The sequence below is a fragment of the Mycoplasma sp. SG1 genome (assembly GCF_023612375.1).
Classification (GTDB): domain Bacteria; phylum Bacillota_I; class Bacilli_A; order Mycoplasmatales; family SG1; genus SG1.
Window position 1 is genome coordinate 206,820 of the sequence record NZ_CP076852.1, and the last position, 25,513, is coordinate 232,332.

The window sequence follows — 25,513 nt, forward strand, 5'->3', positions numbered from 1 at the left end:
TATGTCCAAAGATGTAGTAGTAGTTGACGGTTTTATTGAAAAAGTTATCCCTAACTCAAAATTTATTATTTTATTAACTAATAAAATGCGGATTGAAGGGCATTTATCAGGTAAAATGCGGATTCACTATATTAAAATAATGACCGGTGATTATGTAAAAGTAGAAATTTCACCATATGATCCATCCAAAGGTCGGATTATTTATCGTTCAATTCCAACCCCAATTTTAAAAGAAAAATTTAAAAAACTTCAAGAATCAGATTAAAAGCATTATTCATTTCTTTTTATTTGAAAAAATTAACGCTAAGATTTAATAATTTTAAGTAAAATTTATATAATACAATAGTAAAAAATTAATCAAAAAAAAATATTATGAAAGTTCGTGCATCAGTAAAGAAAATCTGTCAACATTGTCAGGTCATCAAACGTAAGGGTAAAATAAGAATAATTTGTAAAAAAAATCCAAAGCATAAACAAAGACAAAAATAAAAAATAAATGGCAAGAATATTAGGTGTCGAAATACCTGAAAATAAACGTGCAGTTATATCTTTAGCGAAAATATATGGGATTGGTTATACATTAGCTAAAAAAATAATCAATACTTTAAATATAGATGAATCAGTAAGGGTTAAAGATTTAACAGCAGAACAATTAGCTGAAATCAAAAAAGAAGTCAGCAAATATAAAGTCGAAGGCCAATTGCGTGCTGAAGAAAAAATGAATATTAGAACTTTAATGTCAATCGGTTGCTACCGTGGGATTAGACATCGTAAAGGTCTCCCTGTTCGTGGTCAGATTACACAGAAAAACGCAAGAACAAGAAAAGGCCCAAGAAAAACAGTTGCTAATAAGAAAAAAGCAACAAAATTAAAATAATATTTATTTTTTTATTATTCATTCAATATTTTCAATTAAAAATTAAATCATAACTTATATGGGAAAAACAAAAGTCGTAGCAATAAAGAGTAAAAAAGGTAAAAATAAACAGGTTAATAAGGTCTTAAAAAAGAATCGCGGTTTAAAGAAAAAAGCAACCATCGAAGTTGGTAATGTTTATATCGTTTCATCTTTTAATAATACAATTATTACATTAACCGATTTACAAGGTAAAGTATTTTCTTGGTCATCTGGTGGAGAAATTGGTTTTAAAGGAACAAAAAAATCAACACCATATGCTGCGCAACAAGCCGCTACTACTTGTTTAAAAAAAGCAATTAATTCTGGCTTAAAAGAAGTAAATGTTTTTATTAAAGGGATTGGGCCTGGGAAAGAATCTGCAGTTCGTGGCATTCAATCATTGGATTTAAAAATTAAAGAAATCAGAAATATTACCCCAATGCCTCACAACGGATGTCGTCCTTCAAAACCAAGATCATTTTAAGATTAATCAAATAATTATCTTATTTAGAATATATTAATTTAAATATAACAATATGAATATAAAATTTAAAAAACCTACTACTAATTTCAAAATCCTTGATGAAGATCAAAATCATGGTCAACTTATTTATGGACCATTAGAAAGAGGATTCGCTAACACTCTTGGCAATAGTTTAAGAAGGGTGATGCTTTCATCTTTAACTGGTGCTTCTGTTTATGCTATCAAAGTTGAAAATGTTGTTCATGAATTTTCTTCAATATCTGGTGTATTAGAAAAATTAACCGACATAATTATTAATTTAAAAAAACTAATTTTTAAAGTTGATTTAAATTTATTTCCAGAAAACAACACCACAACCTTAGTTTTAAAAGTAACTAAAGCAAAAAAAATAACAGCTAAAAGCATCAAATGTCCCCCTGAAATTGAAGTAGTAAATAAAAATTTATATCTTCTTACAGCAACAAAGGATATATCATTAACAATTAATTTATTTGTAAAAGTAGGTCGTGGTTATGTTAGTTTTCTTGACAATCAAAAAGAAATCAAAGAATCAAGAGTAATTGCCATTGATTCTTTATTTTCACCAATTGAGACAGTTACTTTTCATAGCGAAGAAATTAAATCAGCATTATCAAAACCATACGAAAATCTTATTTTAGACGTTAAAACAAATGGTGCTATCAAAGTTGATACTGCTATTTTTCAATCAATTGAAATCTTAAGAAACCATTTAGACAACTTAAAAGAAAAATTAACTTCTTCAGTTCAAGTTCTTGAAGATGAAAATATTTTTGAAATAGATGTTACTGACGAAGAAACTGATACAAGTATTTTAGTTGAAGATCTTGACTTTACGTATAAAACTTATAACACTTTGAAAAAGAATGGGATAATATATTTATCAGAAATTCTAGCTTTAACGGAAGCTGAACTGTTAAAACTACCATCATTTGGTGAAGTTTGTTTAAATGAAGTTAAAGCTGTTTTAGAAAAAAGAAATTTATCACTTAAAATTTAAATAGCTAAAATGTCATATATTTATAATAATAATAATTTTGATAAGTTAGATAATAAATTAAAAAACTTAACCAGTCAACTTATCAAGCATAATAAAATAATTGTTACCTTAGCGGTTGCAAAAAGAGTGCAACAAGAAGTTGAACATTTAATCACAACTGCTAAGAAAAATTCACTTCATAGTTTAAGAACTGTTAAAAAAGATATTTTTAATCAAAAATTAGATCCAAAAATTGATAAAATTAAAGATAAGAAGGATACAGTTTTAGCAAAGCTAACAACTCAACTTTCAAAAAAATATCAAAACAAAAGTGGTGGTTATACTAAAATCTTAAAACTTTATAAAAGAGCTGGCGATAACGCCACAATGGTTTTACTACAATTAGTTTAATTTCTTTTTTCTTTTTTAAATATGTTAAAAGTAAAAAATTTATATTTTACTTACAACAACTTACAAAATACTTTAGATAATGTTAATATTGATTTTGAAGAAGGCAAGTATTATTGTATAGTTGGTCACAATGGTTCTGGCAAAAGTACGCTTTCAAAACTTTTGGTTGGAATTATCAAACCATCATCTGGAGAAATTATTTTAGATGATGAAAATATTTTTAATGACCTTAAAAAGTCAAGATTAAAAATTGGCATTATTTTTCAAAACCCAGACAATCAATTCATTGGATCATCTGTTTTAGATGATATTGTTTTTGGTCTTGAAAATCATCAAGTTCCTCGACAAGAAATGGAAAAGAAACTTGAATATGTCGTTAAAATAATGAATTTAGAAAAATTTTTAGGCTTTTCTCCTGAGCATTTATCAGGCGGTCAGAAACAAAGGGTTGCGATTGCTGGTATTTTAGCACTTGATTGTAAGTATATTATTTTAGATGAAGCAACAAGTATGCTTGATCCAACTTCTGCTAATGATTTTTTAAAATTGATTCGAACCATTTGTAAAAATGAAAAGAAAACAATCATCAGCATTACTCATAACATGGAAGAAGCGTATAACGCTGACCATGTTGTTATGCTTGGAAATGGAGTGGTTTTAGCAAGCGATCATCCCCATAAGATTTTTGTTCAAGATAACCTTTTAAAGTTAACGAAACTGCTTCCTCCTTTAACTTTACAATTTAAAACCAAATTAATTAATCTTGGGACAAAAATAGATGACGATATTTTTGATCTTGATAAAATAATTGATCAATTGTTAGTTAATTCATAAATATATTTTATAAAGACAAAAAAACATTTTTTTGAGCATTTTTAAAAATAAAAAACGACAACCAAATAAAGACTTAATCAACCCCGAAGATTCAGATGATTTATTAAAATACACCGATGTTAGTTTCATTTACAGTCCGAAAACATTTTTTGAAACAATCGGCGTTCAAAACATTAACTGTAAATTAAAGAAAAACCGCATTATTTCGATTATTGGTGCTTCTGGTTCAGGAAAAAGTACTTTCGTTCATTTAATGAATGGCATTTTTAAACCAAGTAAAGGTGAGATTGTGGTTTATAACATCACTAAATTTAATCATAAAACGCGAAAAATTCCCAATGTTAAATTATTAAGACAAAATGTTGGTTCAGTTTTTCAATTCCCAGAAACACAACTTTTTCAAGATAATGTTTTGAAAGACATTATCTTTGGTCCGTTAAACTTTGGTTATAACAGACAAGAAGCTGAAACTTTAGCTAGCAATGTTATTGATAAAGTTGGTTTAAATAAAAGCTTTTTTGCTAAAAATCCTTTTTCTTTATCAGGGGGAGAAAAAAGAAGGGTTGCTTTAGCTGGTATTTTAATTACAAAACCAAAAGTTTTATTACTTGATGAACCAACCGCTGGTTTAGATCCAGAAGGAGAAGAAAATTTTAAAGAAATTTTTAAAAATTTAAAGGTTCATGAAGATGTGACAATCCTTATCATCACTCACAACATGGATCATGTTCTTGAGTTATCAGATGAAGTTATTGTTTTTAAAAATGGGCAAATCTTAAAACACGCCACTCCTTTTGAAATTTTTTCAGATAAAAAATTAATTTCAGAAAATAATTTAAATTTACCTTTTGTTTATGAAATAGTTCATAAGATCAGAAAAAAAAATCCAGATTTTTTACCAAAAGATAAAGATCTTAAAGTTAGAACAATTGATGATTTGGTTCAAATCATTAAAAAGGATCAACAAAATGTTGAATAATTTAATTTGAAATCTTGATATTATGTTAATAAACAAGAGAGGAATTGCTTAAAAAAATACGACATTTTTTTAAATTTATATTACCATTAAAACTTAGGATGATTTATTCATTAATATAATAAATTAAATTAAAAACATGACACAATTTAGCGTTGGAGTTTATATCCCCTTAAAATCCTTTATTCATCGTTTAGATCCAAGAGTTAAAATAATTTCTTTGATTCTATTAATGGCTGCTGTTTTTTTATACGGGGGAGTAGAAACATACATATACTTAACTGTCCTTGCTATTGTCGCCTATTGAACCGCTAAGATTCCGTATTCAATGATTTTAAACGTTCTAAAACCATTGTATTTTATGGCGGTTATTCTTTTAATTGTTAATATTATTGTTGTAAGTCAGCCAAAAAACAACCCTGGTTATTTTTCCTCTTGAGACATAATGTGAGGTTATATTTTTCATGTTGGTAAAATAAAAGTTTATTATCAAGCGATTTGAAGAACTCTTTATATTCTTTGAAGAATTCTTCTAATGATTACATTTACGATCATTTTATCTTCAACTACTTCACCAGTTGAACTAACTAATGGCATAGAATCTTTATTAAGACCGTTTAAGGTCATTAAACTGCCAACCCAGGCGATAGCGATGATGATTTCTATTTCATTAAGATTTATCCCAACTTTATTTAATGAAGCAAAAAACATAAGTTGAGCGCAAGCAAGTAGGGGGGTTGATTTTAAAAATGGTCGATTTAAAGAAAAGTATCACGCTTTAACAAGTTTAATTATTCCAGTCTTTGTTTCAGCCTTTCGAAAAGCTGAAGATTTAGCTAATTCAATGGATGCTCGTGGTTATGATCCATACCTAAAAAGAACAAGATTTAAACAATACACATTAAATTTTTATGATGTTTTAATTGTTCTTTTGATTGCGTTAATATTACTTTTAATTATTTTTACAAGCTATTCTTTTTCAAAACACCATTTTTTACCTGCTTTAAAATGATGAGATAATCTTGGTTTAGGAGAACCATTTATTTGATAAAAAGCGAATCAAAGACTTTTTATTTAGCAAGAATAGCTTATGATGGATCATCTTTCTATGGATTTGTTAAACAAATTCACGGTAAAACAGTTCAAGAAGTTATTGAAACAAAACTAAGCAAAGTTTTTCAGAAACCAATCAAAATATATTACTGCTCAAGAACAGATAAGGGCGTTCATGCTTTAGATCAAGCAATCGCTTTAAAGTTAGATAGCAATATTAATTTTATTTCAAGTTTGACAAGTTTAAACAAAATTTTAAATGATGAAGGAATAACTATCAATAGTATTCATAAAGTTAAATCGCTACAACTTTCAAAATTTGTTATTAAAAAAACCTATCGATATAAATTTTATTTTGGTGCTTGAAATCTTTTTTTAAAAAATTATCAAACTTGAATTGAAACTCCACTTCAAAAAATAAAACTTGCCAAAATTTTAGAAAATTTTTACGGAACACATAATTTTTATAATTTTTCAAAAAAGAAAGATGTAGATATAAACGAATCCGTTAGAACAATCTTTGAAATAAAAATAATTAACCAGACAACAAATAGTTTAGAAATAGAGTTTACAGGAAATGGTTTTCTCCGTTATATGATTAGAAAAATTGTAGCATCAGCAATAGATTGTTATAATAATAAAATTAGTTTAACAGAATTAGTTGAATTAATAAATCTTAAAAAACTTGATCCTTATCCTAAACTTGCATCACCAGTAGGTTTATATTTAGTCAATATAGATTTTGAAAAAGATTTATTTATTTAACTTTTTCCTAGTTAATTGTTATAATTTCATAGTGAAATAATATAATCTTATTTTTATAGACAACAATGAAGCAAACAACAACATTAAAGATTTCTGATATTAAACGTTCTTGATATTTAATTGATTTAGAAAAACAAGTTCTAGGACGTGCTGCTAGTTTATCTTCTATTTTACTTCAAGGTAAACATAAACCTAATTACGCCCCTAATTTAGATTGTGGCGATAATATAATTTTAATTAATGCAAGTAAAGTAAAAACAACAGGAAGCGATTTAGTTAAGAAATACTACAATCATTCTGGATATCCTGGTGGTCTAAGAGTTAGAACAAGAAAAGAAATGAAAGAAAAATATCCCCTTGAATTGGTATACAGAACAATAAAAGGTATGTTACCTAAAACAAGATTAGGAAGACAACAATTCAAAAAACTTTTCATTTATCTTGATGCAAATCATAAACAACAAGCGCAAAATCCAATTGAAATTTCATCATCTAATTTTAAAAATTTTACTATTAATAAATAAATTATTCAGTTATGGAATCTACATCATCAACACCTAAAAAATCAGAAACCCATCCATCAAAAATCCTTTGTTGCGGAAAACGTAAAACTTCCGTTGCAAATGTTCAATTAATTTCTATTTCAGCAAAAAACAAACATAAATCAATCGATCAATTGATTTTTGTTAACTCTTTACCAATAAAAGATTATTTTGTTGAAGAAATAAATTATTTAAAAGTTTTAGAACCCTTAAAATTAACCGATCAAATTAATAAATTTGAAATAAAAGCAAAAATAGTTGGTGGTGGGAAAACCAGTCAAGCAGAATCGTTAAGACATGGAATTTCAAAAGCATTAACTATGTATGATGAAAGTTTTAAGGCTATTTTAAAACTACATAATTTTTTAACTCGTGATGCAAGAATAAAGGAGAGAAAAAAACCTGGTTTAAAAAAAGCCAGAAAAGCTCCTCAATTTGCCAAACGTTAGTTAAAAATATAACAAAAGATCGTCTTTTGTTTATCTGGGATTATAGCTTAGCGATTAAAGCGCGCCTCTGATAAGGGCGAGACCAGTGGTTTGAATCCACTTAGTCCCACCATTTTTTTAAATTAATTTGAAAAATATATTTAAAAAAAATAAATTACCCAGAAATACTTATTATTTGGGTAATTTTTTTTTATTTTAAAATATATTAAACTATTTTTTATTAAACACTTTTTCTATAATTTATATATAGTAAGGAAAAAATTTTAAAAATAAATTAAATTAAAAAATAGAAAACATCCTTTATGAATATATTTAAAAAGTTTGCACTGTTTTCAACAGCAATTTTTGTACCGATTGTAGGGTTTAGTTTTTTACCAGGTTTTTATATTGATCAAGCATCAAAATTTGACAAACCAACTTATCAAAATGGTATTGTTTTTTCATTTGACTATACAAAACAAAAAAATAAACTTACTATTACATATAGCAATGAAGTGTTTTTGCAAACAATTTTAGACACAGCAGTATATCAAAAGAGCAGCGCTTACAATGGTGTATTTCCAAGCGACCCAAGGGGGTTTCCTCAAGTTCAAAAAGCAATAAATACATGAGCTGATAAATTAATTTCTAAGGATGAAATAAAAAATGCTTTTTTTGAAATAGATGCAACTAACACCGATTTTAACACTAAAGAAACGATTGCAACTTTTTCAGTAACAGGTGATTATGCACGAGATAGCATCAAATCATCAACGCCTAAAACAACCACAATAACAAGAGAAATATCAGCAAATAAAAATAAATTTATTATTGACATAGAATTAAATCTATCTGAACCTAGATTACCAGTAGTTCCACACGATCCTCCCAGTCAACCAAAACCAGGACCACAATATGAGGGCTCCTTCAATTTTATTGGTAAACATGAACAAACCGATTATTTAGATTTTGCTCAAAAATTAATTGTTAATCCAAATACACCTAAAGGTAATTCAGGTGGGTTTGGATATAATGTTGCGTTTAGTGATCAGTTTGAAAGCGAGTTTAATCCAGTTATAGTTAATAATGGTAACGCTTCTGAACCAGCATCAATAGAAATCCAGAATAATGTTCAAGCCGCTAATAAAGTTTGAGAGATTATGGTTGGATTAAGTTTTTTTGTTCTTATTTTTATTGGGTTTTCCCCAGCATTAGTTTTTATTCTTAAAAGGTTTTAAAAAACAAAACATCTATGAAAGACGATAAAAAGCAATTATTGAAGTCAATAAAATCAAAAATAACAACTTCTAAAAATAACGATAAAACCGATTTGGATAGAAAAAAAAATATTTTTTCTGAGGATAATCTTAATAACCCACAAAAAGATATTCTTGGACTTTCTTTAGAAACAGAGAACTTATCTTCTAAAAAAATTCATAGACAAAAAAACAACACTGATATTGACTCTGTTAGTATAGAAGACTTAAATAAATCTCATCCATCAAAATTAAATGATGATAAACAACAAATTAAGCGTAAAAAAACTGCTCTTACCAAAGATTTTGATGAAACAGCACATTATAAGGAAGGGATGATGCTTGAAGATGTTGATTACAAAACTTTAGAAAAAACAATTGATCAACAAATTGACACTGCAACAAAAAACGAAGATGATCAATTATTAGATGAGAAAAAATTAACGGACAAAATATTTGGATTTTTTAAAAAACATTTTAAAAATGAGTCCAAAAAAGTTGTTACTTTTGATGAAAACATCGATGAAGAAGTTCAAGAAGAAATTGAAAGCGAAAATATAGATAACGAACAACAAGCAGTTTCTTCTGCACAAGATGAAGAAGAAAAACTAGATAAAAATATCGCTGCAATAAAAATAGACCATTTTACAAAAGGATTTAGTGGTTTCGTTGCTGTTAACAACGCAAACTTTGAAGTTGATCAAGGTGTTATCCATGGTTTTTTAGGACCAAATGGTTCAGGTAAAACAACAATTATAAAATCAATTATTGGATCATTAATCCCTTCAAGGGGAAAAATTTTAGTATACGGTCATAAAGCAGGGACAGTTAAAGCCAAGCAATTAATAGGTTATATTCCTGAAGCTGCTAATTTTCCGCGCTATATGAAGGCCCTTGAGTACATAGTTAATATGGCTCGTTTAAGTGGGGTTAATAAAAATGAGGCGATTAAAATTAGCGAAGGGATTTTAAAAGAGTTAAATATATGACAATTTAGGTTTAAAAGACCAAGTACATTTTCAAGCGGGATGAAGAAAAAGATTCTTTTAGCTCAAGCGTTAATTCATGATCCACGAATTTTAATTCTTGATGAACCTGCTGAAAATCTAGATCCTTATACAAGAAAAATTCTTTATGATGATTTAGTTAAATTAAGAAACAAAGGAAAAACAATATTTATTTCATCACACGTTTTAGCTGAGTTAAATGATATTGTAGATGAAGCGACATTTATAAAATATGGACACGTTTTATTCAGTGGTAAAATAAAACCATTGCTTTCTGAAAGATGAGGAGAGTATTTAATTGATAGTACAGATAATAAGCGATTATCAGCATTATTAATTAAAAGGGGTATTCCATGCAAACAATCCTTAACTGGGGTTATGGCTAAGATTGGAACTGATTCACAGGTAACATTATTATTGAACGATTTACTTGATAAAAACATTTTATTAAAAAATTTTCAAACTCATAAAGTTAATTTACAACAAATTTACAATGAGTGAATAGGAGAAGTCAATGAATAACACAGTAAATATTAAGAAAAACACATCTCCTAACATAAACCGGAGATTACAAAAACCTCGGTTTCACTTTCCCGTTTTTCGCTATACTTTCAAAAAAATGATTGTTAGCTGAAATATGCTATTCTTTGTTATTATTTCTTTTATAATTTCAGGAATATTAATCGGGCTAGGGGTACAACAAAATACTTTAACCATTGAAACGCAACTTAATAATTTAAAAAATATATTAAATGTTTCTTTTTTCACTATTTTTATCTGCACCATTTATTTAATTTTTATGGCAGTAAAAGCGACCCAAGTTTTTAGAGATGAAATTGAGGATGGAACAATTTTATTGGTTTTAAGCAAACCAATTAACAGAAAATCACTTCTTGCTCAAAAATGATGTTCTTACCAATTAATTGGAATTATTTTCCTTTTTTCAAATTTATTTTGAATTATCGGTATTTCTAGTTTTTTCGCTACTTTAACAGCGATTGGGCATTTGTTACAAAATATTATTTATATTTTAATATTTAGTTTGATGTGTCAGTTTATTTTTTCTTCTATATTTTTACTTTTATCATTATCATTTTCAAGCAAAACATTAATTATTATTGCCGTTCTTGTTGTAATTTTTCTAATATTTTTGAATATTTTAGTTCCTTTATTAACAGTTTCTGATTTAAAGCATTTCTTTAATAATTCATATGGGGTTAAGTCCGTCTCTAGAGAGGGGTATAACAACTATATGCATCAAGCAAATTTATTTTATTATTTATCTTTTATAAATTTCGGATATCATCTTGAAAATATGTTCAATTTTGTTATTAATGGATTTAATTCTGGTTTTGATAATACAAATACAACTGGATTTTTATCACAATTCGGTCATATAGCTTATCCTAAATTTACAATTTTAAAAAGCGGAGTAATCGCTTTCAAAGGATGAGAAGAATTCATATCTCCAATCCTTTTATATGGAATTTATGGCGGACTAGTTGTTGTCTTTTTAGGTTGATCTTGACTGGTTCTTAGAAAAAAAGATTTTGTATAATCTATATTTCTTTCAGACAAATAATTTCATTTTTATTCCAGATATAATTTTTTTTGAGTATATCTGGAATTTATTTATATAATTAATTTTAACTTAAACTAAAACAAAGTCTAATGCTTATAACCTTTAAGGATCACATAATTTCAACTAATGAACTTTTTTTCATGACTTAAAAACAAAAAAATAGTTTATATTATAATTGCTATTTTATTTCTGTTATTCTTCTTTCCTGTACCTTGAATTATTGCAATTGTTTTTTTAATTCTTAATTACAAATCACACATCAATATACCAGTTTGATTAGATATTATCTTTTGACTATTACCTGTTATTGTTTTAATTATTTTTTGAGTTTCTACTTATTCAGTAAGAAAAAAAATGTTAAAAGAAATTGAATTTATTAAAGAAAATCAAACATTTGATGATTTATTTTTAGATGAACTAGAAAATCAAGACGATAATTCAAAAGGTGAATTAGAAATTATTGATATAAATGCAACCGAAGTTCAAGAAGAAGTTAATGTAGAAGCGCAAGAAAAGGAAAAATTATCTGCTAAGAAAAAGACGTTAAACGACAAGAAAGAATCAGTTAAAAAATAAAACTTTAACCTTATAATTTATTTTTTAAACTTAATATGACAAATACAGTTGAAAGTTCATCTTTTATATTTTCAAAATTTAAACAAATCCAAGACCAGTTATTGAAAGATAATAATGTTGTTGGCGATTGATCATTCAAAAATTATGTTTTTGTAAAGTCAGTTCGTGAACTTAAAAAATTATTTTTTATCGATGTAAATGATGGATCAATCATCGATTCCGTTCAAACAGTATTTTTTAAAGATAAATTGTCAAATGAAGAAATAAAACTTCTAAAATCATTAACAAGTTACTCTGTTATTTATATTGACGCAAAAATAAAATATAATCTCAAAAATAATAATTTTGAATTAATAGGTTCAAGCTTTAAAATTAAAAAGATTATTAAAAACAATCCTATTCAAAAACAAGTATTAACTTTAGATTTTTTAAGAACTTATCCAGAATATCGAATTTTTACAAAAACATTTTATGCAATTTTTAAAATAAGAAGTAAATTATTTCATTTAATTAATCAGTTCTTGTCAAGCGAAGATTATTTATATGTTAACTCTCCGATTATTACTAATAACGATGCAGAAGGAAGCGGAGAAGTGTTTCAAATCAATACAAGCGTTGATCCTAATTTTTTTCAAGATAAAGGGTTTTTAACTGTTTCAGGGCAACTTCATATTGAACCTTTTGCGATGGCCTTTGATCAAGTTTATATTTTTTCTCCATGTTTTCGTTCAGAAAAGTCCAACACCTCAAAACATTTAAGTGAATTCTGAATGTTAGAGCTTGAAGCAAAAAATAAAAATTCTAAAGATATGATCCTTTTAATGCAAAAAATGATCAATTTTATTGCATCCTACCTCTTAAAAGATTGTCAAACTGAGTTAAAACATTTAGCAGAAAAATATGATTCAGCACTTATTGATAGAATTGAAAAATGACAAACCATGAAAATTAATTTTTTAACTTATACAGAAGCAGTTGAAAAAATTAATGAATATTCAAACAAAAATAAAGTTCCTAATTTAGCTATTAAATGAGGAGAAGATTTAGGTTCTGTTCATGAAAAATTTTTAACTTCTACTTTCTTTAATGATGAATTTGTTGCTATTCTACAATTTCCAAAAGAAATTAAACCTTTTTATATGAAAAGCCCTGATACTAATGAACCTGTCTATAACTGTTATGATATCATCGCTCCTTTTGTTGGTGAAATCGTTGGAGGAAGCGAAAGAGAGGATGATTTTGAACTTCTAAGAAATAATTTTGAAAAAACTTCTAAAACAACCGATACTTCAAAAATAGAATGATATTTAAATTTAAGAAATCATGCCTATTACAAATTAGTAGGATTAGGTTTAGGCTTTGAGCGTTTAGTTATGTTATTTACAGCACAAAGTAATATTAAAGATGTTATTCCTTATCCAAGGTTTTACAATTCTTTTTTAAAATAGGATATGATAGTGAAATCAAATTAGTAAAAAACGTTGGCATGAAACTTACCATAATTTTAGTTTTAAAAAATTACAAAGCATCAAAATTCATTGATTTAAAAACAAAATTATATTTTTTAACAAAACTTAATCCGTCGTTTAAGTATCAGTTAATAGTTATAGTTTATGATTGTGATCAAGTCATTGAAAATTTAGTTACTTATCATTTAACTGAAAATTTATCAAAAAAATGTCAGTCATTTTTTGTTATCACTGTTTTTTCAGAAAAAGATATTAACATCTATCATTCACTGCTTGATAAATACGTTGAAGGTGAATATATTGAAATTCTTAACCAAAGAGTAATTTTAAATAAAAATTATTTTGATACATTAGGGAAGTTTTTTTTAGCTAATGAAAACAAAAAATATGATATTATTGAATTTTCTTCATTAATCAAAACGAAAAACTTTTTTTTCTCTTTTGACACTCATCATAATGTTCAATTTGAAAAAAAATCAGCAACTTTTCAACAGCAACTTTTAATTGTCTCATCACCCTTTGTTTCAAACAAAGTATTTCGCGTCAAATTTTTAAATAAGTATGGGCTTCTTTGTCATTTCTATAATAATTCAAAAAAATTTTTATTCATCTATTGTGTTTTAAAATTAGCAGAAGTCTTTATAGTCATTCCTAAAACTTTAATAACACATGAATTTCTTGAAGCACCTGATGATTTTTCCACTGCAAGTAGACTTGTTAAAAAAATTAATAGTCTAGAGCAATTGATAGCATATTTTATTTATACAGGCGAGTTATATGTCTATTATTATGAAATAGAATACATGGTTATAAGAGATATTATTGCTTTATTTTTAATTCAATTTTCGTTATATTATCAATCACCATCAAAACAATTTAATCAATTAAGAAAAGAAATTGATAGTTTAAATATTTTTATCAACACAAATTTTCCTAACTATAATAAAAATTATTATGTTGAAAAATATTTAAATCAAAATATATTTTCTGGTAAATTCTTAGAATTTGAAAATTTTTTGCAAATCTTTAAAAACATTTATGAAAGCAAAAGCGGTCAAAATTCTTAGTTTTTAAATATGGAAAAAAAGCAAAAATTAATATACAATCAAGCCCCAATTAAAATTAGGTTTTTAGCAAATTTATTTGATTATTTTTTAGTATTTTTAATAGGAGCTCTTTTTTGGGCGATTATTTATTTTATTACGTTCAATCCTTTTTTAGCTTCTTATATTTCAGGGGCATTTTTTTTCGTTCTTGTTAATCTTTATTTTTGTGGTTTAGATTATTTTTTTCACCAGACAATTGGAAAAAAACTTTTAAACATTACGATTATTAAAAATAATGAAGGAGAGAATAATCCAAAAAAAATTTCTTTTTTACAAATTTTAAAACTAGATTTTTTATTTTCTATTTATTTTTCAATTAATTTAGTTTGTTCATCATTGATCTATTTATATTTATTTCAACACGACAAACCCCAAACATCTGACACTAAAATATTATTGCTTTGCTATCAAATATTTATGACCTTATTTTCTTTTTCTTTGATTTTATGAGGTTTTATCGCCTTAACAATCGCTTTTAATAAAAATAAATCCGGTATTCATGAAATTTTCTCTAATTTAAAAATTGTTGTAGTTTCTAAAGTAGATTTAAAAAAAGAAGAAAATAAAAGCGAAGAAAATTATCCAATAGAAAAATTTCCTGATTTTAATTTTTATGATAAAACAATCACCAAAGACCTTAAGGAAAATAAAAAATAATATTTTTTTAAAAATTAATAAAGAAAAAATAAAAACTTATAATTATATTTAAAACATTAATCTTAAAATAGCATATTATGAAATTATTCAAAAAAATAACATTATTATTTTGCGCCAGTTTTGCTACGTTAAGTCTTTTTGCTGGTTGTGGAAATGAAAACAAGAACAATGACAAAGAAATTTTAGCATTAGCTGAAACAGCTTTATTTAACCACGGCTTAAAAGAGTATGCTACAAATGCATCTAGTAACGTTTTTTCTACAGATATAATAAACCAAATTAATACAGCTACTGGTGGCCCAAAACAGCAATTTTTAACCGATGTTTGAAAATTTCATCAGGACTTTACAACCACTAAAGATCATGAATCAGTTTTAAAAAACGCCATAGATAGTATTAATAGTGGATTAGACGATCCCTCTAATTTTCCTAATTTCTTATCTCAACCTGTTATAAATAAATGGAATGGGTCTACATCTTTTAATCAATTATTTTTTATGCCAGGTATTCCTATCCCAGAAAATAATTTTAGTTACTATTTTGCTAGTGAATTTAAAACCGTGATTTTAGAACCAGTCTGATTAAATTATGTAAATCATCCAGCTTCTAAAAATTCCACATCAATAATTCAAAAAAATTTTGAAAAATTAATAAGAGACATTACATCAATAACAATCAAAAGTTGATATCGCACAGTTTGATTCTCAAAATTTAAGACAGATTTTTCTACCCTTTTTATAAGCATTTACTTTTCAGACGACTTGAAAGAACAAGTTGACACAACTTCTAGTAAAGTTGTTTTCAAAAACGATAACCATTATTTTATTTCTGTTAAATTTCAAACATCTAGTAGCCGATCACATCCGTTTTGATCACGTCCGTTTAGTGGTATAACTTTTGACTTTAATTCATCGACGTATGTAATAGATAATATCGCTTTTCAATAATATATTATTAGAATATTTTTCAAAACTCCTATATATTCCCTATGTATATTTAGGATGAACAATTTTTATTTATCAATTGATTTAGCACTAAATAAAACGGGAGTTGTTTTATTATTTAAAGATAAAGTTCATGCATTTAAAATAATTAAAAACAAAACAACCGAATCTTTAGAATCAAAATTAAAAAATTTAGAGATAAATTTAATTAATTTTATTAATAATACTTTGAATTCAGATAGTCAAGTAATAATATTAATCGAAAAACCATACTTAAAAATATTTAATAACTTAAATATAGACACGACTTATAAAATGATTTTTACATTAGGATGAATAGTTAATGCATTAGTAAAGCAAAACATTAAAAAGAAAATCTTTTTAATTAACAATCAACAATGAAAAAAATTTTTCAGTCCTCAAAATATGTCAAAAGAAACTACAACAAAAACAATAAATAGTATTTTTTCTCTAGATATAAAACTTAAAGACCATGATCTAGCAGATTGTGTAGCTATGTATTATGCATTTAGACATTATAAAGATCAAAAAATTATTAACAAGTTGTGTTTTAGTGATAATTTTTAAAAAATTATACTTTATAAAAAATTTATTTATTTTGAGTATAATAATACAAAATAAATCTTAGTTTATACTTTTTTTTATTACGAATGAAAAAATTTAAAAAAATATTTTTATCTTTTGGTTTAGCGACTTTATCTCTTAGTGTTTTCGCTGGTTGCGGATCTAATGATTCTGCAGTGGACTATAATAAACTATTGTCTGATTTTACCACTTGAATGAATAAAACTTTTACTCAACAAAATAAAGACAACGATAAGTTTAAACATCCAACAGCTGTTAAAGACATTCTTAATAGTGACCCTAATACTACAAAGTCAGGATTAGATTTAGGTGTTTTAACTATAGTGGAACCAAACAAACCCGCTCCGCCAAAAAATTTTATGTATCAAAAGGACAATGATGATTATAAGATCAGCGGAACTTATCCCTTGCCTAACGTATCTGTTAATTTCTCATCAAAAACCACCAAAGATAAAGATGGTAATCCTATCCCAGATTGAGTAGACTTTAGTTTTTTTGTAACTGTAACATTTTATAAACCAATTGATTATTTAAAGCAAAACTCAATTTATCTACACTTTCAGTGAAAGGGTAAAGATTTTGAGAATGGTAAAGATCCATTTAGTAAAATTAGTTTTTTAAAAGATGATAATAGATTTATAAATCAGAGTATCCCTGATCTTTAATTTAATTTCGATTAAAAATTAATTTTTAAAAGAAAATTATTTAACCGTTTGTTTTTTTTATAAAACTAGTCTAATATAATATTTAAAAGTATTATTTTTTAAAGCATAGTCTGTTTTACATTTTACATTCATTTTTTCTATTCAAATTTTTATGAAATTAAATAAATCAAAGATTTTTAAATTACCATTCTTATCACTGCTAACTTTGCCGTTGTTTTTATTTGCTGGTTGTAATAATTTTTCTTCTGCTAATTTAGATCCAAAATCAACAATAACTAAATTAACAGATGCTGTTAATATATATATTAACGATAATTTCCATGATACTATTACGCAGTTAATTGCTCAGTTAGAAGATCAAAATAGCAAAAATTCAAAATTTTATTCTCCTTTAATTTTAGAAACTTTAATAAAGCATAAAGATGATAAAAACGAATCAAACCTTTTCAGTGTTTATATTACCTATATAAGCGGGTATGCTATTGATTCAGACGGAGACTATGTGTATGCTGGCACTTTAAATATTATAGATGGTACTGTAAAATCAAATCCATATACATTAAATTCTTCACTTTTTTGCGGTTTGTTTCTGATAAAGATTTTAAATTACAAGAAAGTGATTTTTTTACAAATCAACCTCATCAATTATCTATAATGGATTATCAACCCCGTTTTAATAAAAATCAACCGTGGGCAGATTTTGATTTTAACACAAAGACAAAAACAGAACCGTTAGTACAAAATTTATTTAATTCCAAAAGTAAAGACAGTATGTCTACTTTGTTATCAAAAAAATTACTAAAACATTGTACAAATAACAATGAGTGCGTTCAATTGAATACTATTTCTAACAGAGTCGATCTTTGGAATAGTCTTAAAAATTGAGAATCTGGACTTTTTTTAGGGTCAACGGATTTATCTTATTCAAAAGAAAATAATACATATAGTCTTCCTATGTTAGGCGGATGACTTCAATATTCATGAATTATTCCGAATAGCGATGGATCTTCTAATAAAGAATATATCGTAATAACATTCCCTGATTTAGTTTTTCAAACAGATAGTTCTACTAAATGAACTTGAGGATATAAAAAGGATACATATAATTACGGGGCAATCTATTCAGGAGTTTATTCAAGTTAAAGCATTATGATTTAAAGATTAATATTCTAATTTTTTAAAAATTAAATAAATTTTTTAAAAATTAGAATTTTTTATTTTTTAATATAATATTTTAAATTGCAAAATATATATTTATAAAAACGTTTGATTTTTACTTTTAGTTAAAAGCAATACTTATTTATTTAAAACCCAATCTTTAAACATCATTAATGAAATTTTTTAAAAATAAAAAATTAAACAAATATTCTTTATTTTTTTCTTTATCTTTGCTTCCTTTAACTTTGTTTGCAAGTTGCGGGAGTGGCGACAATATCAATCCTAATAAACTTTTTGGGAAACTTATATATCAAGCTCATAAAAAGATTTGCGGAGATAATTATTTGTATACTTGCGATTCATCAAACATAACTTCATTATTAAGTAGTTATTTAACAGATAATTCTTTTGATAAGCAATTTCAAATACTTGATGATGGTAAATCTGGGGATACAACCAAACAACACACTGATACATTAAAATTACTTCCTTTTATAATTAACGGCTCAATTCCTTATCAATCAGGAGATATTACCCCTGATAGTATCACTTGAGATGGATGATTTCCGATGGCCCATGGACAAAAATCTTCTAATCCTCTTTCTGATTATTTTGTTTTTAACATAGAGGATAAAAGCTTTACTTTTTATACAACATGATCAGGCAGTAATAATCCTACATCTAAATCTTTTGAGATCCCAAATGCTAAGTATGACGTAACATTCCATGCAACTTGAGATGATAGTAATAATATTTCAGATTTTAAAATCGATAGTATTACAAACGAATCTTATATTAATGACGGTTTTGATAAAAAATGGAGGTCTATCATTCAAAGGCGATGATAAAACTTGAGGGAGTAAAACTTTTACTCTACCTAAATATATTAAGTCAGATTCAGGTTCAAAGTTAGGTGAAAATGATTTTGTTGATAATTTTAAAAATGAAATTAAAACGGAATATAAACTTCCAGACAATTGAAGTGTTAACAAAATTCTTTTTTATAATTTTGAATATAACAAAACAGCGCCAACATCCTCTTCATATAGTGACACCCCTAATATAGATCCACCAACTTCATATAATAATTCTTTAAATTATGTTTCTTTTATATTACAAGATAATAGCAATAGTTATTGATATGTTAAATTTAAAGTAACAAACGACTTACAAAAACCATCGGGAAAGATCCCAACTTATTCATTTTTAACTTATCCTGATATTCAAACGGCATGAAGTATTAAAAAATTAAACATAAATCCTCCATCTGCTTAATGCAAAAAATAGTTGGTCGGTTTATAATAACAATACATTATTTAAAGAAGATTCCTATTTATTACTAATGAATTTCAAAAAAATATTTATTAAGTTATTTTTTTCTTTTATTTCTTTTCCGTTAGTTTTCGCTGGTTGTAATAAATATGAAAATCCCAACGACTTAAAACATCTAGGTAACTGAATTAATAAAAATTTAACGCCAGGGAATGTTATGTATGCGTTTACACAATTCGCAAATACTAAGTATCCAAATGGACCTCCACCGTCTAAGAGTCCTTATTGAAACAATCCGCTACCTGGAACATTTGGAAGTGGTTCATTTAATTCAGACTTTTTAGTTGTTCAAAAATTTCCCACAAATTCAACTAATAGCGATGATGATAGTTTTATACCGTATTTCGGATGACTGTCACTTGATATGAATAAAAATTGTATAAATTTTACAGCTTGATTTAAGGATACATCTTCTCATATAAAGAACTATATATTTGCATATTTTCAGGTTAATTTTTCAAGTATAACTTCTTCTTCATCTAATAGTTTGTCGCTAACAACCGTTTACTATCCCTATTCAAATCCTAATCCTCCCGTTTATAATTCTACTAATTACGAATGAATTAATGGTTTTCCCGACATCCCAAAGCCTGCTCAATGGTGGAATTAAGATAAATCATAGATAAATAGATAATAAAATAGATTAATTAAATACAACATAAAAACGTTAAAATATGAGAGTATTAACTATAGGAACTGGATGAATAGTAGATAAGTTTATAGATGCTTGAAAAACATTATTACCACAAGGTGGTTTGGTTGTTTATTCAAGAGATATGGATAAAGCACATAACTTTGCTAAAAAACATAATGCTGAAGGCTATGGTAATGATTTTGCTCAATTAATAAAAGATCATAAGATCCATTTAGTTTATATAGCATCTCCAAACGGTGCTCATTTTGAACAAGCTAAATTTTTTGCAAATCATAAAATAAATTTATTTATTGAAAAACCTTTAGTTTGCAAAAAAGATCAATATCAAGAATTAAAATCAATTGTTAAACAAAACAATATCATTTTGTTTGAGGCCTATCGTACTAAATATAATCCTGGTTTTCAGATAATAGAAGATTATCTTAAAAATAAATTAGGAAAAGTTTTTCAATTTAATATCTCTTTTAATACAAAAAGCAGGGATTGACCAATTAAGGATTTAAATAAACTACCAAATGTTTTTAATAAAAATCTTGATGGAGGAACTATTTATTCAATTGGTATCTATTGTTTTGAATTTTTATATCAATTATTTGGTGAACCTGAAAAAATTGAAAAATTTACCTATAATTTAAAAGGGGTAGATATTTATGGAAGTTATATTATTCAATTTTCTAATGATTTAATCGGTTCTGTTAATATGAGCAAAACTCAAGACAATGTTTTACAAAACGAAATAATCGGTGAAAAAGGAATATTATTAATTGATAGCATTTCAGAAGTTAGAAAAGTATGATTTATTGATCACAAAAAACGTTCTAAAACTTTAATTTTTGATTATCAATCAGACGCTAAATATAAAAACGATTTATGCTATGAACTTGTTAGATACTTAGATATAAAATGATCTAACATAAAATGAGAAGATGAAATTAAATCTTTTGAATCTTTTATAAAATTTCATACTAAAATTTAAATTTACCAATGTATTTTTTCTTTTTTTTATAGCCATATATGATATAAAAATATAAGAAAAATTAAAAATCCAATTAAGGTTTTAGCTAAAACCAATTAAATAATTAGGGTTATTTTATAAACCCCAACAAACTATTAAGTAGATAAGTTTTTATTTATGAACATGAACCAACACACTCAAAATTTTATTGAATTAAACAACAAAATAATAAAAGCTAAAGATAACGATGATCTTATGCATTTATTAGAAAATGATAAACTAGCCTTAAAGCTATATATTCAATCAATTGACGCAAGATATAAAAAGTTTCCTTCATTCAAAGAAAAAATAAAATGGATGATCGAAAACAATTACTATGAAGACTTTTTTTCATACTATGAAATTGAAGCAGTTTTAAATTTATATACTACTGCGTGTTCTTATAATTTTCAATTTTCATCATTTCTTGCAGCTTATCGTTTTTATGATGGCGGATATGCTTTAAAAACAAACGATGGTAAGCAGATTCTTGAATACTTTCACGAAAGAGCATTGATTACTAGTTTATATTTAGCTCAAGGTAAAATTGAAGAAGCTAAAAATCTTCTCAAACAAATAATTTTACAAAACTATCAACCAGCAACTCCAACTTTTATGAATGCTGGAAGAAAAAGAAGAGGTGAGTTATACTCTTGTTATTTACTTTCAATCGATGATTCTTTAAATTCAATAAATTATAATCTTGGAGTTTCTGCTCAATTATCTAAAATTGGTGGTGGGGTTGCTCTTGATTTGAGTAGATTACGTGGTCATGGTGCTCCTATTAAAGGTTTTGAAAATCAGTCAAGTGGAGTATTACCTGTTGCTAAATTATTAGAAGATACATTTGGGTACGCCAATCAATTAGGACAACGTCCAGGAGCTGGAGCTGCTTATTTAAATGTTTTTCACTGAGATATTGAGTTATTCCTAGATACTAAAAAAATAAACGTTGATGAAAAAATACGTTTAAAAACATTATCAATTGGAGTAATTGTTCCATTGAAATTTTTTGAACTTGCTAAAGAAAATCAAATAATGTATGTTTTTGATCCATATTCAATTTTCAAAGTAACTGGAAAATTTATTGATACTTTAGATTTTGATAAAGATTATGATGATTTAGTTAAAAATCCAGAAATAAGAAAGAAAAAATTAAATCTATCTGCTCGTGAAGTTTTAGCTAAAATAGCCATGATTCAAAAAGAAAGTGGTTATCCTTATCTATTTTATATAACTAACGCAAATAAAGCCAACCCTTTAAAACAATTGGGTAGAATTAAAATAACAAATTTATGCACTGAAATAATGCAAGTTCAAGAAACTTCATTAATTAATGACTGAGATAAACAACATGAATTTAATTTAGATGTTGTTTGTGTTTTAGGGTCACTTAATATTGTTAATGTTATGCAAAATAAAGATATTGAAGGATCAGTTCGTGCTGGAATAAAAGCATTAAGCATGGTAATTCAAATTTCACGGATTCATAATGCTCCTGGAGTTCAAAAAGCGATTAATGAAATGAAAGCGGTTGGACTTGGAGCCATGAATTTACATGGTTTTTTTGCTAAAAACAAAATCTATTATGATTCTGAAGAAGCGAAAGATTTCTGTAATATTTTCTTTATGTTAATGAATTATTATTCTTTATCTGAATCTTGTAATTTAGCTAAAATTCATAATGAAACTTTTGCTGGTTTTGAACAAAGTGAATATATGCATGACAAGTATTATGATAATTATTTAAGTAAAATTAAATTAACTCCACAAACAGATGTTGTAAAAAAATTATTCAAAGGATTCTTTATTCCAACCAAAGAAGATTGATTAAAACTAAGAGATCAGATTAAACATACTGGTTTATATAACGCTTATCGTCTTTCAATCGCTCCAACTCAATCTATTTCTTATATTAACAATTCAACTTCATCTGTTATGCCTATCGTTGATAAAGTAGAAATTCGAAAATATGACAGCATGGAACTTTGTTATCCAATGCCTTTCCTTTCTAAAGAAACAAGTAAATATTATGTTTCTGCCTATGATATGGATCAGAAAAAGGTTTTAGATTTAATTAAGGTTATTCAAACTCATGTTGATCAAGGAATAAGTACAGTTTTACATGTAAAACAAGATACTTCAATTAACAACTTAATTAAGTTATATGTTTATGGTCAAAAAATCGGCTTAAAATCTCTTTATTACACAAGAACAAAGATTAACAACGTTCTTAGCGAAATAGAAGAGTGCGAACATTGCGCAATTTAGATTTTATTTATTTTATTTTTTAATTAGTTTTTATTATTTTGGCGTAAAACCACTATCGAAAAATATTTCTCCAGTTGGTGAGCCACCGTTATAGTATTGTACTCAAAAATTATCAATACCATAAGGGTTTATTTTCAAAGCTTTCAACCATGTCGTTAAATTTCCAAGTAATGCGTTACCAAGTGTTTCTTTTTCATCCGGTCTAGTTGTATCGTATCATTCATATGGTGTCATTCAATGATCATATGCGTCTTTAGCAGAATGGCCTCCGTGAAAACATGGAGTGAATATATTAACTTGGAATTGTATTTTTGCAAAAGTAGATAAAGTTAATGTACCACCAGCGTTAACAAAGGAAATAACAGCGGTTCATAAATAAGTTGGCATATAAAATTTTATTTGATTATATATTCCTGCAGTTTCTTCTTTAAATCCAGACATTTCTCCGTTGTAGTATAGCGAACCGGTATCTTTCTGAATACAATAGGTACCGTAATCACAATTATGATTTATAGATGAAGGATCTGGGATACCGTTATTTGATGATGAATCCTTCAAAGTTTTTTGAAGATCTTTTGATGATGAATTAAACGGATTATTCGATGTTAAAAGGAAACCAAGAACTAAACCAATAGATGTTATTGCAATGCAGATAGAAATTTTAATTTTATTTGTGTTCATTTTTGATATTTTTTTTGACCTTAGAGTAGTTACATTCAGAAAGTATTTTAACAATGGGTACATAAATACAATATTTTACAAAAGTTTTATATACAATTTTATAAATCACAAAAAATAAAAAAAAAATCAAAAAATAAAAATTATTAAGGATTATTTTTTTCAAAATTTTTAATTTTTTTATTTTTTAGAATATTTTATATTTATAAAGGACGTAGTAATACAAAGAGATTCTGTTACTATTTACTTTATGTTTAACAAAATTACCATTCTTAAAGAATCAAAAAAACCGTTAATAGTTTGTACATTATTAACCACCGCATTACTTTCTTTTGCTGGTTGCGGAAAGTCTGAAAATATTTTGAATGATGATATTAGGCATTTTTTAAGCAATAAAACAAATTCAAAAGAATGAGAAGAAGGGATGAGGGATGTTAGTAATAGTGTTACCAATAACCCTAACTTAAATCAAAATAAAAATAAATACTTTGGTGCTTTGAATTTTTTTAATTTTGCATATACAGATAATGTTCATTTTCATGACTATAAATGAGGTAAAACCAAAACACCATTCGATCACGGACAAACATTAACAAATTCAAAAATTATAAAAACAGATAGCGACGGATATTATGTTTTAGTAAACACAAGAGATAATTTTAATGATCGAATATCAAGCCCAGAATTAGTTTTTGTTGATAAAGCTATTGCAAACTATTCAATAATCGATTTCAATGAAACAAAAGCAGATTCTGATCTTGATAATGTTTTTAAATATTTTTATTGGTCATTTATCCAATCTAAATACGCAACTTTTACTGACAACATAATTTCAACATCTTCTAATATTATTTGTGCAATTGAAAAAACACATTATGAAAATACTTTCAAAATGTGTCAACAATTAAATCCCGCTGATCGTAATATAACAGAAGTTACAGATCAAGAATTCGGTTTCATTGATGCGATTTCTGATAGTTTTTATTATTCAAATAATTTTTCTTCTTTGAATGGATGGGTAGATATTAATTTTTTCTTAATTGATAAAGATGATACGATAAACAACCAAAACTTAAAAATAAAAGTTACTTGAAGATTTTATTATCACAAAAACGCTCCTTTATCTTATAAATTTTTAAGATATCAACTTATAGATTATTCAAATTAAA

31 protein-coding genes and 1 tRNA gene are annotated in these 25,513 nt (G+C 26.2%); 31 read left to right on the plus strand and 1 reads right to left on the minus strand.

Annotation, left to right across the window (positions count from 1 at the left end):
• Position 1 precedes the first annotated feature (1 nt).
• The 30 genes from infA to nrdE all read left to right on the plus strand — a co-directional run bounded on the left by infA (position 2) and on the right by nrdE (position 23,666).
• Positions 2-265, plus strand: coding sequence for a translation initiation factor IF-1 (infA, locus tag JRW51_RS01010; protein ID WP_250328829.1), 264 nt, complete (start codon positions 2-4; stop codon positions 263-265).
• Positions 266-372: 107 nt separating this feature from the next.
• Complete coding sequence (rpmJ, locus tag JRW51_RS01015) at positions 373-489, plus strand: 50S ribosomal protein L36 (protein WP_250328830.1); 117 nt, start codon at positions 373-375, stop codon at positions 487-489.
• Positions 490-496: 7 nt separating this feature from the next.
• Positions 497-877 (plus strand): 30S ribosomal protein S13, encoded by a 381-nt coding sequence (rpsM, locus tag JRW51_RS01020; RefSeq protein ID WP_250328831.1) that lies wholly within the window; start codon positions 497-499, stop codon positions 875-877.
• A 58-nt stretch (positions 878-935) separates the two neighbouring features.
• Positions 936-1,382 carry a 30S ribosomal protein S11 gene (rpsK, locus tag JRW51_RS01025; RefSeq protein ID WP_250328832.1) on the plus strand — a complete coding sequence of 149 codons (447 nt, stop codon included), beginning with the start codon at positions 936-938 and terminating at the stop codon, positions 1,380-1,382.
• Between the two features lie 52 nt (positions 1,383-1,434).
• Complete coding sequence (locus JRW51_RS01030) at positions 1,435-2,400, plus strand: DNA-directed RNA polymerase subunit alpha (protein ID WP_250328833.1); 966 nt, start codon at positions 1,435-1,437, stop codon at positions 2,398-2,400.
• A gap of 9 nt (positions 2,401-2,409) precedes the next feature.
• Positions 2,410-2,790, plus strand: a complete 381-nt coding sequence (gene rplQ, locus JRW51_RS01035) for a 50S ribosomal protein L17 (RefSeq protein WP_250328834.1) — start codon at positions 2,410-2,412, stop codon at positions 2,788-2,790.
• Positions 2,791-2,811: 21 nt separating this feature from the next.
• A complete protein-coding gene (locus JRW51_RS01040) occupies positions 2,812-3,624 on the plus strand; it encodes an energy-coupling factor transporter ATPase (protein WP_250328835.1) in 813 nt (270 codons plus the stop codon).
• Positions 3,625-3,655: 31 nt separating this feature from the next.
• Positions 3,656-4,603: an ATP-binding cassette domain-containing protein gene (locus JRW51_RS01045; RefSeq protein WP_250328836.1), complete on the plus strand. Its 948-nt coding sequence runs from the start codon at positions 3,656-3,658 to the stop codon at positions 4,601-4,603.
• Positions 4,604-4,739: 136 nt separating this feature from the next.
• Entirely contained in the window at positions 4,740-5,651 is a 912-nt protein-coding gene (locus JRW51_RS01050) for an energy-coupling factor transporter transmembrane component T family protein (protein ID WP_250328837.1), read from the plus strand.
• Entirely contained in the window at positions 5,645-6,418 is a 774-nt protein-coding gene (truA, locus tag JRW51_RS01055) for a tRNA pseudouridine(38-40) synthase TruA (RefSeq protein WP_250328838.1), read from the plus strand. The genes JRW51_RS01050 and truA overlap by 7 nt, the downstream gene beginning before the upstream one ends.
• 65 nt (positions 6,419-6,483) lie before the next feature.
• Positions 6,484-6,942 (plus strand): 50S ribosomal protein L13, encoded by a 459-nt coding sequence (gene rplM / locus JRW51_RS01060; RefSeq protein WP_250328839.1) that lies wholly within the window; start codon positions 6,484-6,486, stop codon positions 6,940-6,942.
• 11 nt (positions 6,943-6,953) lie between these two features.
• Entirely contained in the window at positions 6,954-7,409 is a 456-nt protein-coding gene (rpsI, locus tag JRW51_RS01065; RefSeq protein WP_250328840.1) for a 30S ribosomal protein S9, read from the plus strand.
• Between the two features lie 36 nt (positions 7,410-7,445).
• Positions 7,446-7,521 (plus strand) — tRNA-Ile (locus JRW51_RS01070).
• Positions 7,522-7,711: 190 nt separating this feature from the next.
• Complete coding sequence (locus JRW51_RS01075; protein WP_250328841.1) at positions 7,712-8,626, plus strand: hypothetical protein; 915 nt, start codon at positions 7,712-7,714, stop codon at positions 8,624-8,626.
• A 14-nt stretch (positions 8,627-8,640) separates the two neighbouring features.
• The gene (locus JRW51_RS01080; RefSeq protein ID WP_250328842.1) at positions 8,641-10,173 is read left to right on the plus strand and encodes an ABC transporter ATP-binding protein; all 1,533 of its coding nucleotides are present in this window, start codon (positions 8,641-8,643) and stop codon (positions 10,171-10,173) included.
• A gap of 115 nt (positions 10,174-10,288) precedes the next feature.
• Positions 10,289-11,209, plus strand: a complete 921-nt coding sequence (locus JRW51_RS01085; RefSeq protein ID WP_250328843.1) for an ABC transporter permease subunit — start codon at positions 10,289-10,291, stop codon at positions 11,207-11,209.
• Between the two features lie 150 nt (positions 11,210-11,359).
• A complete protein-coding gene (locus JRW51_RS01090; protein ID WP_250328844.1) occupies positions 11,360-11,809 on the plus strand; it encodes a hypothetical protein in 450 nt (149 codons plus the stop codon).
• Between the two features lie 35 nt (positions 11,810-11,844).
• The gene (asnS, locus tag JRW51_RS01095; RefSeq protein WP_250328845.1) at positions 11,845-13,257 is read left to right on the plus strand and encodes an asparagine--tRNA ligase; all 1,413 of its coding nucleotides are present in this window, start codon (positions 11,845-11,847) and stop codon (positions 13,255-13,257) included.
• Positions 13,258-13,295: 38 nt separating this feature from the next.
• Complete coding sequence (locus JRW51_RS01100) at positions 13,296-14,345, plus strand: hypothetical protein (RefSeq protein ID WP_250328846.1); 1,050 nt, start codon at positions 13,296-13,298, stop codon at positions 14,343-14,345.
• A gap of 9 nt (positions 14,346-14,354) precedes the next feature.
• Positions 14,355-15,041 carry an RDD family protein gene (locus JRW51_RS01105; protein ID WP_250328847.1) on the plus strand — a complete coding sequence of 229 codons (687 nt, stop codon included), beginning with the start codon at positions 14,355-14,357 and terminating at the stop codon, positions 15,039-15,041.
• 77 nt (positions 15,042-15,118) lie between these two features.
• Entirely contained in the window at positions 15,119-15,988 is an 870-nt protein-coding gene (locus JRW51_RS01110; protein WP_250328848.1) for a hypothetical protein, read from the plus strand.
• 54 nt (positions 15,989-16,042) lie between these two features.
• Positions 16,043-16,573: a hypothetical protein gene (locus JRW51_RS01115; RefSeq protein WP_250328849.1), complete on the plus strand. Its 531-nt coding sequence runs from the start codon at positions 16,043-16,045 to the stop codon at positions 16,571-16,573.
• An 83-nt stretch (positions 16,574-16,656) separates the two neighbouring features.
• Positions 16,657-17,256: a hypothetical protein gene (locus JRW51_RS01120; protein WP_250328850.1), complete on the plus strand. Its 600-nt coding sequence runs from the start codon at positions 16,657-16,659 to the stop codon at positions 17,254-17,256.
• Positions 17,257-17,407: 151 nt separating this feature from the next.
• Complete coding sequence (locus JRW51_RS01125; RefSeq protein ID WP_250328851.1) at positions 17,408-17,911, plus strand: hypothetical protein; 504 nt, start codon at positions 17,408-17,410, stop codon at positions 17,909-17,911.
• The gene (locus JRW51_RS01130; protein ID WP_250328852.1) at positions 17,911-18,399 is read left to right on the plus strand and encodes a hypothetical protein; all 489 of its coding nucleotides are present in this window, start codon (positions 17,911-17,913) and stop codon (positions 18,397-18,399) included. Before JRW51_RS01125 ends, JRW51_RS01130 begins: the two co-directional genes overlap by 1 nt.
• A gap of 188 nt (positions 18,400-18,587) precedes the next feature.
• Positions 18,588-19,262: a hypothetical protein gene (locus JRW51_RS01135; RefSeq protein WP_250328853.1), complete on the plus strand. Its 675-nt coding sequence runs from the start codon at positions 18,588-18,590 to the stop codon at positions 19,260-19,262.
• Positions 19,213-19,689 carry a hypothetical protein gene (locus JRW51_RS01140; protein WP_250328854.1) on the plus strand — a complete coding sequence of 159 codons (477 nt, stop codon included), beginning with the start codon at positions 19,213-19,215 and terminating at the stop codon, positions 19,687-19,689. The genes JRW51_RS01135 and JRW51_RS01140 overlap by 50 nt, the downstream gene beginning before the upstream one ends.
• A gap of 67 nt (positions 19,690-19,756) precedes the next feature.
• Positions 19,757-20,356: a hypothetical protein gene (locus tag JRW51_RS01145; protein WP_250328855.1), complete on the plus strand. Its 600-nt coding sequence runs from the start codon at positions 19,757-19,759 to the stop codon at positions 20,354-20,356.
• A gap of 64 nt (positions 20,357-20,420) precedes the next feature.
• Positions 20,421-21,377: a Gfo/Idh/MocA family protein gene (locus JRW51_RS01150; protein ID WP_250328856.1), complete on the plus strand. Its 957-nt coding sequence runs from the start codon at positions 20,421-20,423 to the stop codon at positions 21,375-21,377.
• Positions 21,378-21,539: 162 nt separating this feature from the next.
• Positions 21,540-23,666 carry a class 1b ribonucleoside-diphosphate reductase subunit alpha gene (nrdE, locus tag JRW51_RS01155; RefSeq protein WP_250328857.1) on the plus strand — a complete coding sequence of 709 codons (2,127 nt, stop codon included), beginning with the start codon at positions 21,540-21,542 and terminating at the stop codon, positions 23,664-23,666.
• Between the two features lie 33 nt (positions 23,667-23,699).
• Here nrdE and JRW51_RS01160 read toward each other — a convergent pair whose 3' ends face one another.
• A complete protein-coding gene (locus tag JRW51_RS01160; protein WP_250328858.1) occupies positions 23,700-24,347 on the minus strand; it encodes a hypothetical protein in 648 nt (215 codons plus the stop codon).
• Between the two features lie 247 nt (positions 24,348-24,594).
• On the opposite strand from JRW51_RS01160, the gene JRW51_RS01165 reads away from it, so the two are divergent.
• On the plus strand, positions 24,595-25,512 hold the full coding sequence (locus tag JRW51_RS01165) for a hypothetical protein (protein ID WP_250328859.1): 918 nt from the start codon (positions 24,595-24,597) through the stop codon (positions 25,510-25,512).
• Position 25,513: the final 1 nt, after the last annotated feature.